Consider the following 19,185-nt stretch of genomic DNA (forward strand, 5'->3'; position numbering starts at 1 on the left):
CTCTTAATGGTAAAAATTATACTAGCATTGTAACTGGATTTTCAATATATCCTTTTAATGTTTGTAAAAATTGTGCTCCTGTTGCACCATCTACTGTTCTATGGTCGCAAGCTAAACATAATTTCATTGTATTACCAACAACTATTTGTCCGTTTTTAACTACTGGCTTCTCTACAATATTTCCAACAGATAAAATTGCTGAATTAGGTTGATTAATAATAGAAGTAAAACTATCTATACCAAACATTCCTAAATTAGAAACAGTAAAAGTACTACCTTCCATTTCGTCTAAAGCAAGTTTTTTATTTCTTGCCTTACCAGCATATTCTCTAACCGCTGCACCAATTTGTGGTAAAGTTTGCTCGTTAGCAAATTTAACTACTGGTACTAATAAACCGTCTGGTACTGCTACTGCAACACCAATATGTACATGGTTATTTAATTTCATTCTATCATCAAACCACTGAGAGTTAACTTGTGGATGTTGTTTTAAAGCTAATGCACATGCTTTTACAACAATATCATTATAAGATATTTTTGTATCAGGTACAGAATTGTATTGCTTTCTAAAAGCAATAGCATTTTCCATATCAAACTCTACATTTAAGTAGTAATGTGGTGCAGTAAATTTAGATTTTGCTAAGTTTTTAGCAATAGCTTTACGCATGTTAGAGTTTGGAACTTCATCAAAATCTTCTTGACCAGTAGGTACAAATTTAGCTGCTGATGCCGATGATGCTTGAGTAGATGTAAAGTTTTCTATATCTCGCTTTACAATACGACCGTTTTCTCCTGTTCCTTTAACGTGATTAAGCTGAATACCTTTCTCCTCTGCCATTTTTTTGGCTAAAGGTGAAACAAATACTCTACCGCCATCAGGTGTAGAATTTGATGTCGAAGCTGAAGCTTTAGGCGCTTCTTTTTTAGTTTCTGTTTTTGGAGCTTCATTTTTAGGCGTTTCCTTTTTTGGTGCTTCTTCTTTTTTAGCTGAAGAACCTTCTACTGAAAAGTTTTTAGCTACTGAAGATACATCTGTTCCTTCAGGACCAATAATTGCTAAAAGCGAATCTACTTTTGCTGAATCTCCTTCTTCTAAACCTATATGAAGTAAAGTTCCAGACTGAAAAGATTCAAACTCCATTGTTGCTTTATCTGTCTCTATTTCTGCAAGAATATCGCCTTCTTCTACTGTATCACCAACTTTCTTTAACCAAGTTGCTACAGTACCCTCCTCCATAGTATCACTTAAACGTGGCATTGTTACAACAACAACTCCTTCTGGTAAACTTTCAGATGTTGACTCGGTTGCTGTTGAGTTATCAGACTCTTCTTCAACTTTATCCTCTTCTTTAGCTTTATTTTCTGTTGGTTTTTCTTGTGCAGAACCGCCTTCTAATAAACCTGAAATATCTTCACCTTCTTCTCCAATAATAGCTAAAAGTGAATCTACTTTTGCTGTCTCTCCTTCTTGAATACCAATATGAAGTAATGTACCTTCATTAAAAGATTCAAATTCCATGGTAGCTTTGTCTGTTTCAATTTCAGCTAATATATCGCCTTCCTCTACTTTATCACCTACTTTTTTAAGCCAACTTGCTACAGTTCCTTCTTCCATTGTGTCGCTTAAACGCGGCATATTTATTACTTCTGCCATAGCTTATTATTTTATTTTATGCTCTATAAATGGATAATCTTCTTGCTCATAAACAGAATCGTACATAACACTCTTTTCTGGGTATGGAGATTCTTCTGCAAATTTCTCACATTCTGAAACTAATGCTTTAACACGCTTATCTATATCTTTTATTTCGTCTTCGGTAGCGTATTTTTCTTTAAGAATTATATCCTTAACTTGTTTAATAGGATCTATTTTCTTGTACTCTTCTACTTCTTCTTTTGTTCTATAATGTTGTGCATCAGACATTGAGTGACCTCTATATCTGTATGTTTTTACTTCTAAAAATGTTGGTCCGCCACCAGATCTAGCTCTTGTAATTGCCTCATCAAAAGCTTCAGCTACTTTAATAGGATTCATTCCATCTACTGGCCCAGAAGGCATCTCGTATCCACGTCCTAACTTCCAAACATCTGTATGGTTTGCAGTACGCTCTACACTTGTACCCATGGCATAACCATTGTTTTCGCAAACAAAAACAACAGGTAAATTCCATAACATTGCTAAGTTAAATGTTTCGTGTAAAGAACCTTGTCTTGCAGCTCCGTCACCAAAACAGCAAATAGTTACAGCATCTTTATCGTGGTATTTGTCTCCAAAAGCAATTCCTGCTCCCAATGGAATTTGACCTCCAACAATACCATGTCCTCCATAAAAACGGTGTTCTTTAGAAAAAATGTGCATAGAACCACCTAAACCTTTAGATGTTCCGGTTGCTTTACCATAAAGCTCTGCCATAACACGCTTAGGATCTACACCCATACCTATAGGTTGAACGTGATTACGGTATGCAGTAATCATTTTATCTTTTGTTAAATCCATTGCATGTAAAGCTCCTGCTAATACTGCTTCTTGACCATTATATAAGTGAAGGAATCCACGAACTTTTTGTTGGATATAAACTGCAGCAAGTTTGTCTTCAAACTTTCTCCAGAAATACATATCTTCATACCATTTAAGGTAAACTTCTTTAGTTATTTTCTGCATTTTTGGTGTTTATTATAAAAAAATAAATCGTTCATTTTTTTTATTACCAATTTAAAACTGGTATTAATCAATTATTTCAATTTAAAAAATTGAGTTGTACTAACAAAAGTAATACTTTGAATTGGTAATGCAAAAGCGAAAATTGACAAATTATTTACGAAAACGTTATAGATTTGAAGAATCGAATCCAAATGGTAATAGGTTAGCTAATGAATTAGACTTCATAACCTTACCTATTTCACCCATAAAATAAATTTCTACAGGCTGATTTTGTTTTGTTTCGTACTCTGCAATAGATTGCCTACATGCTCCACATGGAGGAATTGGCTCGCTAGTTTTTTGGTTTTTAGACGCTGCTGTAATTGCCATTTTTATAATTTTTGCCTTTGGAAATTTTGCTCCGGCATAAAAAATTGCTGTACGTTCTGCACATAAACCAGAAGGATAAGAAGCATTTTCTTGATTACTACCAGAAACAATCTCTCCATTATCTAAAAGAATAGCTGCTCCAACATGAAAGTTAGAATATGGAGCGTAAGCGTTTTCTCTTGCTTTAATTGCTTCTTGCATTAGGCTTTGAATATTTTCTGGAGTTTCTTTTAAAGAATCGAAAATATATAGTTTCGATTCTATTTTAACTTCTTTCATATATTATATTTAAAAAGGGCTAAAAACTAAATTAGACAAAAAAACTATTGCTTTGGGCAATAGTTTTAATTTGTATAAATATAAATAAATTATTAATACTCTGTATATTCTCCTTCTCCAAGATTAAATGTTAAAGAAAAACGCAATGTACTTTCTAATGGGCTTTGCACCTTTGATGCAGAGAATAAATATGATAAATCGATATTTAATACATTGTATTTAAAACCTGCTCCTAAAGCAAAAAACTTACGAGCTCCTTTTGTTTCGTGCTCGTTAAAGTAACCTGTTCTAAAGGCAAAAGATTCTTGATATAAGTACTCTAAACCAACAGCGTAAGTAAATTCTTGTAGTTCTTCTTTAAATCCACCTGGAGCATCACCAAAAGATTGAAATATTCCTGAAACAAAATCTACATTATTATCTTGACCATCTATAATATAATTGTTTTCTGTTGCAACTGTTATATCTTCGTCTGCTTGATAACCTGGTGTTTCACCACTTTCGGTATATTCTATTCTATCTCCTAAAACTGGAGGTGTTGGCACTAAAAGTTTTGCAAACTCTGCTGTTACTCCTAATTTGTTATATTGATCGAAAATAAAATCGAAGCCACCTCCTAAACGTAAAGTTGTTGGTTGAAAATTTTCTTGACCACCTTCATCATATTTAAATTTAGGTCCTAAATTTTGGATGGCAAAACCACCTCTCCAACGACCATTAAAATCGTTATAAGCTTCCTCTTCTCCTTGATAATATCCTGTGATATCTACACCAAATGTACTTGCTGCTGTTGCATCATTATCTCCTAAGTTTAATTTTAAATCTGAACGTAAATAACGCATGGCTACAGCCATACCAAATTGGTCACTTAATCTTAATGTATAAGATAAATCTAACGTTAACTCGTTTGGTGATTGAATTAATGGGATAGAGTTTTCATCTTCAACAAATTCAATATCTCCAAGCGAGAAATATTTAAAACTTGCTGCAAATGCACTTTGCTCATTTATTCTGTTAAAATAGGTAACATTACCAAGAAATATATCGTTAACTAATTTGCTTAAATATGGAGTATAACTAACTCCTACTCCAGATTTTGCTGTAGAGAAAACATATTTTGCAGGATTCCATTGCTGAGAGAAGGCATCTGGTGAGGTGGCAACACCCATATCTCCCATTGCAGCTGCTCTAGCATCTGGCGCTATTAATAAAAAAGGCACACCTGTAGTTATTACCCTTGTGTCTTGATAAGGTTGAACTACAAATGAATTTGCAGGTGTTTGTGAATAACTTTTTAAAGCAAAAGCAAACACCATTAGTACTAATATATTCTTTTTCATAATTTTTTTTATTTGACAAATATAAATCTTTATTATAGTATTACAAGTTTCTCTATTCTTTCTACTGTTTTATTTGTAGCGCTAGAATGCACTTTTAATTTATAGACATAAGTTCCTTTTCCTATTTTATCACCAAAATCGTCTCTACCATCCCAAACAATATCTCTAGATGTAGAATTTGCTGCTTTTCCGCAATTTAAACATGCGTCTCCATTGGTTTGACCGTTTAATGTTCTAACTAATTTTCCTGAAACGGTGAAAATTTGTACAGATATATCTAAAGTTTCTGAGCTATTATGAGTAAACCAAAACTCTGTATAATTTACAAATGGGTTTGGGTAGTTTAATACGTTTTCTATTATTAAACTTTCATCTTCATTAAATACTCTAAACTGTAACTCTGCGGTAGAAGAATTATTGTAAACATCCCATGCTTTTAATGTTAAGGTGTGTAAACCTGGCTCTAAATCTCTAAATGGATACGTTAAAGATCCTTTAGTATAATCATCTAACTCTGTTACGTAATAATTATTAAGCACATATGGATTTACTTCATCTCCATCTAATATAGCTACGATATCATGACCAATACCACTAGCAGTATTAATTCCGTTTTCGTCTTGTAATTTTAATAGTAATGTTGGAGATTCGTTTGTAACACCTCCTGAAACGAAATTTTCATCATTCATATAGAGACTTATATTTGGACCTATATTATCTTCTGCTGCGTTTTCATTTACTCCTCCAATTTGTAGTGTATTTACTGCAGCACCAGATTGATCGTTAACAGACCCTTCTTGAGATGCATAAAAACTTACTTTTCCAAAACCAACTGGCACACCAATATCTCTTGGCACAATAAAATCGAATTCAAATTCACCATTAGTAACAGTAGATTGCCCTCGAAAAATCACTTCTCCTAATGTTTCGAATTCCATAATAATAAGGTTTGGTCCATCATACGTGAAATCATTACCTAATGTTTCTCTTGTAATAGGCTTATCGTAAATAGTTGTAACTACTTTTCCGTTATAGTTTGTTAAAACATTTCCTGCAACATCTGTAACTTCGCCAGAAAGTTTCGCATAACTTAATGCCTCTAAAACCTCATTATTACCTGCTATTGGGACATCGTTTATTTTTGTTAAACGCACATTAGGTTTTGGAAATGCTAATTTTAATGCTGGGTCACCAAAACTAAAAACTAAAGTTTTTTGCCCTACACCAGCTATACTATTACTTACTTTAGTTAACCTTAAAGCTTCTGCTATAGAAGGATACTCATGATCTTCATAAATATCGGAATCATTATAGGAGAATAGATATTCCTCTAATTTTTTATTAAAATTTACACCAACCGAAAAATAGATTTGACGTGTTGTGGATACTAGCGAAATAGCTCCTCCATCTTTATTCCAATATACTAATTCTCCAGCTGTAACTCTTAATGGATTATCGAAACGTGTATACTCACAAGTTACGGTTACAAAACAACTTAATTTACACTCGTTTCTTAAAGCTTGTACATCTGGTTTTTGAAACAATCTCTCGAATGCCCAACCATCTTCTCCTCCATGACCAAAATAATTAACCACTAAAGCTCCATTTTCTACAGCATTAGCTATTGCTGTAGTTACAGAAGGATAACGATCTCCACCAGAAGAGGCTTCTTGTTGGTATGCATCTGTGTGAACTTTAACTGGATTTAAAAATGGTTTTGCTGCTGTAATATCATCGGCAATTTGATCTGTGGTTTCTTGCAATTCTGCTTCATAAACATCATCAACATCGTCTGAAATTGCTAAAAAATTATTCCTCCAATTACCTAATGCGGCAGTAGAATAATAGACTTCAACTTTATCTACCATTTCTTTAGCGCGATCTGGAGAATCGGCAAGGAATCGACCAACTGCAATATCCAATTTATCTGAAGAAATCATTGTGCCTTCATTTGGATCCATCATTCCATAAAAATCATCTGAAACGTATGAACCTGTTAGGTTAAAACTCTCATAAGCATGCCAAGATGGTGTATTATATGTATTTGAAGCTACTCTTCCTTTATAATCGAACGAACTATCTCCAAAAAGACATAGGTATTTAATTCTTTTATCTGCTGAGCTTGCATTATCATAAACGTATTTAGCTAAATTTCTAATAGCAGCAATATCTGTATTACCAGTATTAAACTCACTATATATAGCTTCTAAGCTAATTACCTTTACATTTAAATTATTTTTCTCTCTATTTATTTGTGCTAGACGACTTGCTTGACTAATAAGTGAGTTTGGTGATACTATTACGTAATCTATATCCTGAAAATCTCCTTGAGCGTTTTTAAATATTGTGCCTTTTATGTTTTGATTAAAAACTGTTGACACACCTAAATTTAAAGGTTCAAACAAATTAAACGGTGTTACCGCAACATATTTTTTTAAACTCCCTAAATTTGCTTTAAAATTTAATGTAGATTCAGAATTAAGTTTTGTAGTAATATTATTTATATCTGTAATATCCCAAACTTCAGAAAGATTAGCCGCATTACTTATAGTGTACATTCCTACTCCAGTATTTTCAGCAGAAATTCGATTGTAAAATTCAAATTGTGTGCCAATAAAATTTAGATTTCTTGTTGCTTCAATTGATATATAATCTATATATCCTACAGCACTAGGCACTCCTAATTTATCGTAATCTACTGTTATAGAAATATTATCTGAACTTACATTAACATCACCATTATAGCTTACATTTACTCCGTAAATATCGTCATTTAAGTTAATTCCTGGAGTTGTTAAAGTTGTAATAACATTATTATTAGCACTAATTGTCCAATTTGCAGAACTCCCAGATGTAGATGCTCCAAAAAATTTAAACTTAACCGATTCTTCTGTAACAATGTTAGGAAAATTAAAATCGAAAGATTTAGTTGTTTCTACATCCAATTTATCACCAAACCATCTTCTTCCAACAAAAGCTAAATTAAACTCATCAACTTCATGAAATTTATAATCTTGAAATGTTGAAATATTAACTGTTGCATTGGCCGTAGGTTCAATCATGTTTTGAATTCTCTTTCCAAAACCAAAACCAACATTTAAATAATAATACGTTACATCTTGATATGGGTTTATATTTGTATTAATAATTGAATTATCCACAATACCTTTAGGACCCACTCCATAAAACATTACATAATCTCCATCGTTAAAAACACCATCTTGCTCACCAACCACTTTTATAGCATTCTCTACAGGATCTAAAGGATAATCCTCATTATTTAAATAAGGTATCATTTGCCCACCATTACCATAAATTTTAATTGTTCTTGGATCGATAACATCTGTATTAATACCTAAACTATTTAAAAAACTTTTAGACAATTTAAAAACACCAGATTTATCTATTCCAAATTTATACCAAGTTCCAGAGCTTAATACAGAATTAGTAATAGTTTGATTATTATTAGTTCTATAAGAAACATTAGAGTTTTCGTAGTTTACAGTAAAAGAAGTAATTTTTTTGTACGCATTTGTTCCCGTTTTTATAATACTAGAGACTGTAAGAAGAGCATATCTATTTTCTCTTGCTATAGCATTTTTTAAACTATATTGAAGAGTAGATGGAATCGTTTTTAAATCAAGATCTTTTAATTCTGATTTTGAAATTGAAGCATATTTAACGTTAGATAATGTAACATTATCTTCGTTAATACTTGAGCTAACATCCCATTGAGCGACAAAACTTATTCCTGTTTTTGGGTTGATACTATAATTTTCTTCAGGCAAAAAAATAGGGAGCGTTAAGCTATAACTTCCTGTGCTTAAAGTTTTAGAATCAGTCCAAGTTAAATTAAATTTCTTTTGTTGCGAATATACTAGAGTACATAGCAGTACTGTAATAACAAATAATATCTTTTTCATTGCTTTAAATAACGTGATTATTTAAATGTTATTATTATAATTTTAACATTTTCATAAAAACGTTTCAAAATTACAATAATAAATTAAAAAAACAGACGTTATAATGTTTCAAAACATCGTTAAAAAACGTTTTTAAAAACAAATTTTAAATCGATGTAAAGTAAATAAATAGGTTGAAGTGTAATATTTTTTTAAGTTAATTTTGCAAAATAACTTGTAGAGTTAGGTAGAATTATTATATTGCGTCTCCAAAAAAAACATAATTAGCTTACATAAACATATTAAGTATGAAAAAAGTAATTGTATCAAGGGTTTTAATGCTATTAGCTGTATCACTAACCTTGGTTGGATGTGGTAGATCTGGCGGATCGAATGTAGATAGTGCCACTGGTTGGGAAATTAATGCTAAAGAAGGCGGATTTCAATACAACACAAAATTTAAAGAACAAGAAACACCTCCAGGAACTGTGTTTATAGAAGGAGGTACCTTTACAATGGGACGTGTTCAAGATGATGTTATGCACGATTGGAATAACACACCTAATCAACAACACGTTCAATCTTTTTACATGGATGAAACTGAAGTTACCAACCAAAATTACTTAATGTATTTAGATTGGATTAAGCAAGTATACCCACCAGAAGATGAAAACTTTAGAAAAATATATGAAGGTGTAGTACCAGATACTTTAGTATGGAGAAACCGTTTAGGTTACAATGAAGTAATGACAGAAAACTATTTACGTCATCCAGGTTACGGACAGTATCCTGTAGTTGGAGTAAGCTGGATTCAAGCTGTTGAGTATGCTAACTGGAGATCGGATAGAGTTCAAGAAAAAGCATTACAAGAAGAAGGATACTTAAAACAAGATAGCCAATACGAAGCAACTGCAGATGCTAATTTTAGTACAGATACATACATAAATGCTCCAACACAAACTTTTGGAGGTAATGAAGATATTTTAAGAGGTGGCAGATTAAAGCCACAAACTGATGCTAATGGTGAAGAAATTAATGTTTATGCTTCAAGACAAACAGGTATAATTTCTCCTAAATATAGACTTCCTACAGAAACTGAATGGGAATATGCTGCTTTAGGTTTATCTGAAGTTAGAAGTTACAATGTTTACAGAGGTCGTAAAAAATATCCTTGGGATGGACAGTACACTCGTTCTGGAAACCGTAAGGTAAAAGGAGATCAATTAGCAAACTTTAAGCAAGGAAAAGGTGATTATGGTGGAATTGCAGGTTGGTCTGACGATGGTGCAGATATTACTGGTCAAGTAAAATCTTACGCTCCAAATGATTACGGATTATATGATATGGCTGGAAATGTTGCAGAATGGGTTGCTGATGTTTACAGACCTATTGTAGATGATGAGTTTAATGATTTTAACTACTATAGAGGAAACGTTTATACTAAAAATGCAATTACAGAAGATGGTACAGTTAAAATTGTTACTACAGATGAAATTGTTTTTGATACATTACCTAATGGAAAAGTAGTAGCTAGAGATTTACCAGGAGAAATTGCTCAAGTACCTGTAGATGAAGATGAAACTTACTTAAGAACAAACTTTGATAGAAGTGACAACCGTAACTTTAGAGATGGAGATAGACGTTCTTCTCGTGGTTATGATGATTTTGAAGAAATTGAAGGTCAAGAAGAAGTAACTACTAGCAAAATGTATAATTCTCCAAAACATAGAACTGAAGTTGATTCTGCAGGAAATATGATTAGAGAATGGGATAAAAGTAGCAAAAGAACATCTTTAATAAACGACGAAGCGCGTGTATTTAAAGGAGGTTCTTGGAAAGATAGAGAATATTGGTTAGATCCAGCTCAAAGACGTTACTTCCCTCAAAATATGGCAACAGACTATATTGGGTTTAGGTGTGCTATGTCTAGAGTAGGTTCTAAATCTAAATCTAAAAACAAAACTAAAAACTAACAATTAGTTTTAAATAATATTAAAAGTCCTAACGTTTAGTTAGGACTTTTTTTATACTTTTATTTTATGAAAATAGAACAACTACACGAATTATTTTTAACCTGTAATGGCACTTCTACAGATACTAGAAAAATAGCAAAAAACAGTATGTTTTTTGCTTTAAAAGGAGATAATTTTAATGGAAATACTTTTACTCAAACTGCATTAGATTTAGGAGTTAAATATGTAATAATAGATGAAGTTAAATTTAATACATCTAAACAAACAATATTAGTAAATAACGTTTTAGAAACGTTACAAGCTTTAGCTTCTTATCACAGAACGTACTTAAAAACCACTATAATTGCATTAACAGGAAGTAATGGTAAAACCACTACTAAAGAATTAATAAATGTTGTTCTTTCTAAAAAATACAAAACCACTGCTACTGTAGGTAATTTAAATAATCATATTGGTGTTCCATTAACACTTTTAGCAATGTCTAAAGACACCCAAATTGGCATTGTAGAAATGGGAGCCAATCATTTAAAAGAAATAGACTTTTTGTGCAATATAGCAAAACCAGATTTTGGGTATATTACTAATTTTGGAAAAGCACATTTAGAAGGTTTTGGAGGCGTTGAAGGTGTTATTAAAGGAAAAAGTGAATTATATAACTATTTAATTAAAAACAATAATTATATATTTTTAAACGCAGATGACAACATACAAATTGAAAAACTTAACTCTTACATTAAAAAGTTTGGCTTCTCTGAAACAAATACTAATTTCTTTAAAATAGAAAGTGTATCAGCTAATCCTTTTGTAACATTTAAAATTGATGACATTTTAATAGAGTCTAAACTTATAGGAAAATACAATTTTACTAATCTTTGTGCTGCTTCTATAATTGGCAAATACTTTAATGTTCCTTTAATGGATATTAAAACTGCCTTGGAAAATTACACTCCTAGCAATAATAGGTCTCAAATAATAGAAAAAGGAAGCTTAAAGATTATTCTGGATGCATACAATGCAAACCCAACAAGCATGAAAGCTGCTTTAGAAAATTTAAGCAAACTTAAAGACAATACCAAAATTGCTTTTTTAGGAGATATGTTTGAGTTAGGAAATGAAGCTGAGAAAGAACACCAAAATATATCCGATTTAGCATCTAAATTAGATATTGATAACATATATATAATTGGAGAAAATTTTAATAATACTAAAAGTAATTCAACTAAAATTAAAAGCTTTTCTTCCTTTAATGCGTTAAAAGAAAACTTTAATTCTTTACATATAGAAAATGCGACAGTTTTAATAAAAGGCTCTAGAGGTATGGCTTTAGAACGTATTTTAGAGTTACTTTAATACGTAATTATATAAATTAGAATACTAATACTTAATTGAATTAGTTAAGAAAAGAGAACAGCGTTAATCTATTTTTCTTGTTTTTCTCCATCTCCAGTCATGCTTTTTAAAAGACCTTGTTTTGTATTGAGCCAAATAAAATTAAAAACGGATTTTGTTTGGTCTCTTTCTACATCTGTAATAGCTTCTCTAAAATCATTGTCTTTATCCTTACTATCTTTAGATACAAATAAGTTTGCAATTTTAGATAGCAACCACTTTTTTTGGTTCCCGTTTTTATTTAAAATATTAATTTCTAAATCTTGATAATTTACCTTCATATCTACAGTAGATTTTGTTTTATTTCCATCTATAGTAAAATACATTTTATTAGTTTTCCCTTTAAATCTTACTTTTAAATTGGGTTCTGTAAACTCATTTATTCTAGGAAATTCTAAAGCATCCATATCCATTTTAAATACAAAATCATCATTTTTATTATTAACATCAAAAGTCCAATTTGCTTTAAATGGTGTAACATCCATAAAATATCCAGTAATATCTAAAGTTGTTTTAGCTGGAGAATTATATGTGTTACTAACATTTGTTATTATTGCATTAAAATTTTTAAATTCTATTTGACCGCCATTATTTTCGACTTTTACCTTCTCTGTATAATCAATTTTACCTTTATTTATTTTTATGGAATCTATGGTTAAATTAAAAGGAATATCTCTAAGAGAATGACTATATAGTTTTTTTATACTCAAATCATCTGCAACTAATTTATCTCTAAAGATGTTTAAATTAGGCTCGTTTATATTTATAGCTCTTGTTTTTACAAATAGTTTTCGGTTTTTAAATCCGAAATCAACTTGTGTAAGATTTAAACTATCTATATTTAAGTTAAAGTGATCACGTTCTTTCTTAATAATATTCGATAAGGTTTTACGGCTATATTTGGTTTGAAACTTTATATTTTTAATTATTGCATCCTTATTTTTTAGTTTAATTTTTGATGTTGTTAAGTTCTCAAAATTATTAGCTTTTAAAAAAATTGAATCTGCTTTAAACTCATAATTCTTAAAGGTAGCTGGTATTTTTTTTGTTATAGTTTCTGCATTAATTACAATATCATCAATCTCTACCATTCCTTCTTCAACATACAATAAAAGAGAATCTTTACTTTGATTATAAATATGAAGCGTAGTATTATCTATACTTAATTCGTCGATAATAAAAGGCTTAAAAATTTTTATAATACTTGACGTTGTATCCCTTTCTTTCGCTTTATTAAACACATCTTTATAATATAAAATATTAGGTTTTAATAATTTAATATCTTCAATATGAATTTCATTTTTAAAAATATAATCCCAATAACTAACATCTTCAATTATAATTTTATCTAAATCTATTTTAGTATGTAAAGTGTTATCTTCTTGATTTTTAATATTTACTACAGGATTATTTATTGTAATTGTTCCTTCAAAAGAATTTAGTATAATACTACTATTTGTATGTGTAATATAGGAAGGTAACCTATAGTCTAAAAAGTTTTCTATTTTTTGTTTTATTAGATAATTTGTACTTAAAACTAAAGCAAAAAATAACATTGTTATTGCAAGTAAACTAATTAAAAATATGCGTAACCATCTAACCATAAATTAAATTGTATAAGGACGTTTATAACAAATTTATAAATATGCTTATAAAAACTCTGCCTATATAACGTTAATTAATAACCGATTTGGATAACTGAACAAAAAACATAAAAAAATAAGCTTGAATTGGTTTAAAATTTTAAACCAATTCAAGCTCTAAATATTAAATAAGAAATCTTTAATTAAGATTTTTTTATTTTAACGCTTACTTATATTTTACAAGTAATTGTGCTACTTTCTTTAAATCTGACTCTACAATCTCTGTTCTTGGAGCAAGCGGAAATAATTGTTGACCTGGTCTGCTAATAAATGCTGCTCTCCATCCAGCCCATACTGCACCTGCAACATCCCAACCATGTGCTGCAATAAGCATACACTCTTCTGGCTTTACACCCATTTTTCTAGCTGCCCAAGTATAAGTGTCTGTAAATGGTTTAAACTTACCAATATCTTCTACGCTTAATCGCTCTTCAAAATACTCTGTTAAGCCTGCACTTTCAAATTGCTTTTTAACACCTTCGTTAGAAGAGTTTGTAAACGATACTAATTTATAACCATCCTTTTTTAATTGAGATAATGCTTCTTTAACTTCTGGATGAGCTGGTAAGCCTCTTAAAGAATTTACAATATTATTTCTAGCTTCTTCTTCTGAAATTGAAATTCCATTATTTGCAGCAATCATTTGCAATGCTGCTGCTCCAACATATCCAAAATGCTCATACTGCCCACTTGCTGTAGTTACTAAAGAATATTGCAACATTGTAGTAAACCAAAGCGATAATAAATCTTCTCTACCATTTAAGGCTTCTCCTACCTTAGTTTTCATTTGAGTAAGATCTAAAAGCGTTTCGTTAACATCAAAAAATAATACTTTCGGTCTCGTTTTGTTTTCCATAATATTGTTATTTTCTTGTGTCTGTCCTAATACTAAATTTGGTGTTAACATTCCTGTTGTTCCCATAATACCAAGGTTTTTAATAAAATTTCTTCTATCTTTTTTCCTTAATTTCAGTTTGTAATTTTATAAAATTGTAATTGTTAATTAAAATTTTGATAGATGTACTAATAACACCAATTTATTTATACACTTACTTATCCGTTAGCTCTAATAATACTTGCTTAAAAGTATCTACAGGTTGCGCTCCTGTTACTGCACTTTTACGATTAAAAACAATGGTTGGCACAGAATTAACTCCCATATTTTTCCAATAATCTTGCTTTTTTCTAACTTCTAATTGTGCTTCTTCATTTTTCAATTTTGCTAAAGCTTCATCTGCATTTAATCCTACTTCTAAAAGTGCTTGTCTTAAAACATCTATTTTAGAGACATCTTTACGATCGCTAAAAAAAGCTTTAGTTAACTGCATTTTTAATTCGGTTTGTTTATTAAAATCTTTAGCATATTCTAATAATATGTGTGCATTAAAAGTGTTAGACATTTTCATATCATCATAATAATCAAAAGTAAATCCGAGCTCATTACCAGCTTCTACCATGCGTTGTTGAGATTCTTTTTGCTGTTCCAAAGTCGCTCCATATTTTTCAGCGATATGTTCTATAACGTTTTGACCTTCAGCAGGCATATTTGGATTTAACTCAAATGGTTGCCACTCTATATCCACTTTATCTTGCAAATCTAGTTCTGCAATAGCTTTTTCCAAACGTTTGTATCCAATGGTACACCACGGACAAACCACATCTGAAACAATATCTATTTTTAATTTCTCTTTCATATTCTAAAAATTTTAATTTACGTTATTATAAATACAGTTGTTTGGTATAATTTTTAAATTATTTAGACCAAGCAAATTTTTTGAAAGCTTCGTCTACTGGTGTATTTGCAATATGATTTGTATAGTTACTTATTGTTTTTTGTGATAATCCTAAAATAATGTCTAAAACGTGTTTTTCTTGGTAACCTGCATTATAAAATGCGTCTAAATCTGATTGTGAAACATTACCTCTATTTCTAACAATAGATAGTGTCATTGTTCTTAAAGCTTCTAATTTTTCGTCTTCTAACTTTGTTTCATTACGTAAAGCGTCTGTAATCTCATCATCAACCTTCATCATTTTTGCAATTCCGGTATGAGCTGGTACACAATAATGGCAAGAATGCTCTACGTTAATTGTTTGCCATACAACTGTTAACTCGTCGTTATTAAAAGAAGACTGTGTAAACAACTCGTGTAATGTTTGGTATGCCTGTAAAATTTGTGGAGACGATGCTAAAACACCATGTAAACCAGGTATCATTCCGTAAGCTTTTTGAGAATTTTCTAATAATGCTTTGCTTTCTTCTGGAGCAGTTTCAATGTTGTGAATTTTTAAAGTTGTCATAATTTGTTTTGTTAAAGTTAATATTATTTTATTTCTAAACGATTGTTTAGTTATTGGGTAAAAAAAATGCTTTATAAATTTTTAAATGTCATTTCTATATAATCTTCAATCTCTTCGTTAGTATTTACTCTGGCAGCAGCAGCTAAACCATGTTTTGCTAACAGTAAATAATTAGCTTGTTTTAATACAGTTTCTTTGCTTTTATTAGAATCCATTTGTAACTTTTCAATAATAATTTCTTTTAAACTATTCATAAAAGTATCCATTTGTTCTTTAACTAATTCATCTTCTGTTTCGCAAAACTCATTATAAGTATTAGTTAAAAAACAGCCTTTTTCATTTTCTTTTTTAAAATTAGATCTAACAGAATCGTAAAAAAAAGTTTTTATATCATCGATACCATTAGTACCATTCTTAAATTTTTTTAAAACTGTATTTACTCTAGATTTATATTGCTTTAAACTTTCAAGAAATAAACTGTGCTTATTACCAAAACTAGAATAAATTGAAAATTTATTTATTCCCATTTCTTGTTCGAGCATTTGCATAGAAGTGGTTTTATAACCGTTTTTCCAGAAAAGATTCATTGCCTTTTCTAGTACTTCTACTTCGTTATACTGTTTTTTTCTAGCCATTTTGTTTCTCTACAAAAACTAAATAATTAATTACAGCACAAAACTAAACGATTAGTTAGAAATACTAAAACGATTTAACACAATTTTAATTAAAAAAAAATAATACGTTTTAAATAATTAATAATCAATTTAGTATAAAATTTATTTGTATTTAGTCTAAATAAACTTTGCAAACTTACTTTTGGATATTATATTTGCGCTTTATTTAAAACCAATCTAAATAGTATCATGTTAAAAAACATAAGCTTTATAGTATTATTTGCTATACAATTTTCGTTTTCACAATCTAAAATAAGTGGAACAGTAACAAACAATTTAAACGATAATATTCCTTTTGCATCTGTTATATTAGAAGGCACTAGTAAAGGTGTTTCGGCAGATGAAAATGGATATTTTGAATTCATTAATTTAGCCGAAGGTTCTTACATTGTAAAAGTATCTTCTGTTGGCTACAAAACACAAACCAATACAGTACAATTAAATAGTAACGAAAGTGTAACTTTATCTTTCAAATTACAAAATGATGGCGATTTACAAGAAGTAGAAGTGTTTGGACACCGCTTTGAGCATCCAGATAAAATTGAAGCTTTAACAAGGTTACCTTTGGCACCTTACGAACAAATTCAAAGTATTTCTATAATTTCAGATAAATTAATTGAACAACAAGGTAATTTAACTATCTCGGACGCAACAAAAAACGTTCCTGGTGTTTATACTTTTGCTACCTATGGTAACAAAAGAGAAAGTATGTCTTCTCGTGGATTTAGAGGAATTCCAATATTAAAAAATGGTGTACGAGTACATTCAGATTTTAGAGGAGTTGGTGTTTTAACAGATATGCAAGGTGTAGATAACATTCAAGTACTAAAAGGTGCAGCATCTATAACACAAGGTGTTGCTACAGATTTAGGAAGCCCAGGAGGAATTATAAACCTTGTAACAAAAACACCTAAATACGTTTTTGGTGGAAATGTATCTTTACGCGGTGGTAGTTACGGGCAAGCAAGAACAACATTTGATGTGTATGGGCCATTAACAGAAACCGAAAATACAGCCTTTAGAATAAACGGAGCTTTAGAACGTGCAGATAGTTATAGAAGTGGTATTGATTCTGACCGTTTTTATATTAATCCTTCTTTTGAGTGGAAAGCCGATGATAAAACCACACTTACTTTTGAATTAGATTATTTTGAAGATAGTAGAACTCCAGATGTAGGTACAGTAAATCTTGGTGAAAATGATCAAAATTTAATTTACGATTTACCATACGATCAATTTTTAGGTTATGAAGATGATAAATCTTTAACAACAAACACAACATACTCTTTAAGAATAGATAGAACTTTAAGTGATAAGTTAAGTTTAAAAGGAGCTTTTTACAAGTCTAATTTAGAGTTAGATGATAAAGGCGCAAGTTTAGGAGGCGTAGTTAGTGATGAATTAGGGAATGCAATGTACAACCAAAGATCTAGAGGTTACTCTACATCTACAAGAGAAGATAATAATAGCGTAATACAGTTTGATTTAATTGGAGACGATTTAAAAACCGGAAGCATAGCACATACTTTTCAAGTTGGTTTTGATTATCGTACAAGCGATTACGGTACAACATCACAACGTGTAGCAACAATAGATACTATAGATGTATTTACTAGCAACAGTAAAATATTACCAACCGATATTGAGTTTTCTGCGCTAACTACAGCAGGAGCAAAATCTAAAGCTTTAGGTTTTGTAGCACAAGATGTTGTTACTTTTAATAAATATTTAAAAGCTTTTATAGGTTTACGTTATAGTAAAACAAGAACAATTACAGAAACAGAAACTACCGAGAGTGATGCTTTTAACCCATTAGGAGGAATTATAGTTTCGCCTTTTAAAAACATAAATGTATTTGCTTCTTATACCAATAGTTCTTACCCAAGAACAGGAACACGTTTAGATGTAAATGGAGAAGAATTAGGTAACGAGCGTTACGACCAGTTTGAAACTGGTATTAAAACCAACTGGTTAAATAACAGATTACGTTTTAATTTTACCTATTTTAAAATTAATAACAAAGATATTAACCTACCTGTTTACGACGAAAACTGGATAGAAACAGGATATTATGCTAAAGGTGGAAACGATGAACGTAAAGGTGTTGAAGTAGAACTTAGTGGTCGTGTTTTAGAAAACCTAGAAGTTATTACTGGTTACTCATACATAGATGCACAGTATAAAGAGCACACATCTTATGTTTATGGTTCTGCTCCATTAAACACTCCAAAACATACTTTTAATGCTTATGCTAATTATAGCTTTATACAAAAATTAGAAGGTTTATCGTTTGGAGCAGGTATTTATTATACAGGAGAAAGACCAATTAACAATTGGAGTGCGGGAGCAGTTACACACGAAGGTATTGTACCAAACCAAGAACCATTTAATGTAGATGCTTATACACAAGTTAATGCTCAAGCGGCTTATAATTTTAATAAGCACTTTAATTTTAGAGTGTTAGTTAATAATGTATTCGATAATATTGGTTACAACGCTTACAGAACAAGCTATATTAACCAAACAGATCCAAGAAACTTTGCCGGAGTATTAACCTACAGGTTTTAAAATATTTTAAAATTAGTCTAATCTTACAAAGCACAATCTTAAAAGGTTGTGCTTTGTTTTTTTATAATATATGCTAAAATAATTT

Annotated in this window: 13 protein-coding genes; 3 read left to right on the forward strand and 10 right to left on the reverse strand. The window is 30.5% G+C overall.

Annotated elements, in window-relative coordinates; all coding sequences use genetic code 11:
- Window positions 1-16 precede the first annotated feature (16 nt).
- The 5 genes from CLV86_RS03225 to porU form a co-directional block, all read right to left on the reverse strand.
- Complete coding sequence (locus tag CLV86_RS03225; RefSeq protein ID WP_121049595.1) at window positions 17-1,654, reverse strand: pyruvate dehydrogenase complex dihydrolipoamide acetyltransferase; 1,638 nt, start codon at window positions 1,652-1,654, stop codon at window positions 17-19.
- 6 nt (window positions 1,655-1,660) lie between these two features.
- Window positions 1,661-2,662 (reverse strand): pyruvate dehydrogenase (acetyl-transferring) E1 component subunit alpha, encoded by a 1,002-nt coding sequence (gene pdhA / locus CLV86_RS03230; protein WP_121049597.1) that lies wholly within the window; start codon window positions 2,660-2,662, stop codon window positions 1,661-1,663.
- A 165-nt stretch (window positions 2,663-2,827) separates the two neighbouring features.
- Complete coding sequence (cdd, locus tag CLV86_RS03235; protein WP_121049600.1) at window positions 2,828-3,310, reverse strand: cytidine deaminase; 483 nt, start codon at window positions 3,308-3,310, stop codon at window positions 2,828-2,830.
- Between the two features lie 92 nt (window positions 3,311-3,402).
- Window positions 3,403-4,650 (reverse strand): type IX secretion system outer membrane channel protein PorV, encoded by a 1,248-nt coding sequence (porV, locus tag CLV86_RS03240; RefSeq protein WP_076733907.1) that lies wholly within the window; start codon window positions 4,648-4,650, stop codon window positions 3,403-3,405.
- A gap of 32 nt (window positions 4,651-4,682) precedes the next feature.
- Complete coding sequence (porU, locus tag CLV86_RS03245; RefSeq protein ID WP_121049603.1) at window positions 4,683-8,573, reverse strand: type IX secretion system sortase PorU; 3,891 nt, start codon at window positions 8,571-8,573, stop codon at window positions 4,683-4,685.
- 287 nt (window positions 8,574-8,860) lie between these two features.
- Between porU and gldJ the strand changes: the two genes are divergently transcribed.
- On the forward strand, window positions 8,861-10,525 hold the full coding sequence (gene gldJ, locus CLV86_RS03250; RefSeq protein WP_076733909.1) for a gliding motility lipoprotein GldJ: 1,665 nt from the start codon (window positions 8,861-8,863) through the stop codon (window positions 10,523-10,525).
- A 66-nt stretch (window positions 10,526-10,591) separates the two neighbouring features.
- A complete protein-coding gene (locus CLV86_RS03255) occupies window positions 10,592-11,875 on the forward strand; it encodes a UDP-N-acetylmuramoyl-tripeptide--D-alanyl-D-alanine ligase (protein ID WP_121049606.1) in 1,284 nt (427 codons plus the stop codon).
- Window positions 11,876-11,943: 68 nt separating this feature from the next.
- On the opposite strand, the gene CLV86_RS03260 is transcribed toward CLV86_RS03255, so the two are convergent.
- From CLV86_RS03260 to CLV86_RS03280, 5 genes are all read right to left on the reverse strand, one after another.
- Window positions 11,944-13,518, reverse strand: a complete 1,575-nt coding sequence (locus tag CLV86_RS03260; RefSeq protein WP_121049609.1) for a hypothetical protein — start codon at window positions 13,516-13,518, stop codon at window positions 11,944-11,946.
- Between the two features lie 205 nt (window positions 13,519-13,723).
- Window positions 13,724-14,479 (reverse strand): haloacid dehalogenase type II, encoded by a 756-nt coding sequence (locus tag CLV86_RS03265; RefSeq protein WP_121049612.1) that lies wholly within the window; start codon window positions 14,477-14,479, stop codon window positions 13,724-13,726.
- Window positions 14,480-14,606: 127 nt separating this feature from the next.
- Window positions 14,607-15,251: a DsbA family oxidoreductase gene (locus CLV86_RS03270; protein WP_076733913.1), complete on the reverse strand. Its 645-nt coding sequence runs from the start codon at window positions 15,249-15,251 to the stop codon at window positions 14,607-14,609.
- A gap of 58 nt (window positions 15,252-15,309) precedes the next feature.
- Window positions 15,310-15,858 (reverse strand): carboxymuconolactone decarboxylase family protein, encoded by a 549-nt coding sequence (locus CLV86_RS03275; RefSeq protein WP_076733914.1) that lies wholly within the window; start codon window positions 15,856-15,858, stop codon window positions 15,310-15,312.
- Between the two features lie 71 nt (window positions 15,859-15,929).
- Window positions 15,930-16,493, reverse strand: coding sequence for a TetR/AcrR family transcriptional regulator (locus CLV86_RS03280; RefSeq protein WP_121049615.1), 564 nt, complete (start codon window positions 16,491-16,493; stop codon window positions 15,930-15,932).
- Window positions 16,494-16,721: 228 nt separating this feature from the next.
- Here CLV86_RS03280 and CLV86_RS03285 point away from each other — a divergent pair, with 228 nt between their 5' ends.
- On the forward strand, window positions 16,722-19,100 hold the full coding sequence (locus CLV86_RS03285) for a TonB-dependent receptor (protein WP_121049619.1): 2,379 nt from the start codon (window positions 16,722-16,724) through the stop codon (window positions 19,098-19,100).
- Window positions 19,101-19,185: the final 85 nt, after the last annotated feature.

It is taken from the genome of Lacinutrix venerupis (genome assembly GCF_003663945.1).
GTDB lineage: Bacteria > Bacteroidota > Bacteroidia > Flavobacteriales > Flavobacteriaceae > Lacinutrix > Lacinutrix venerupis.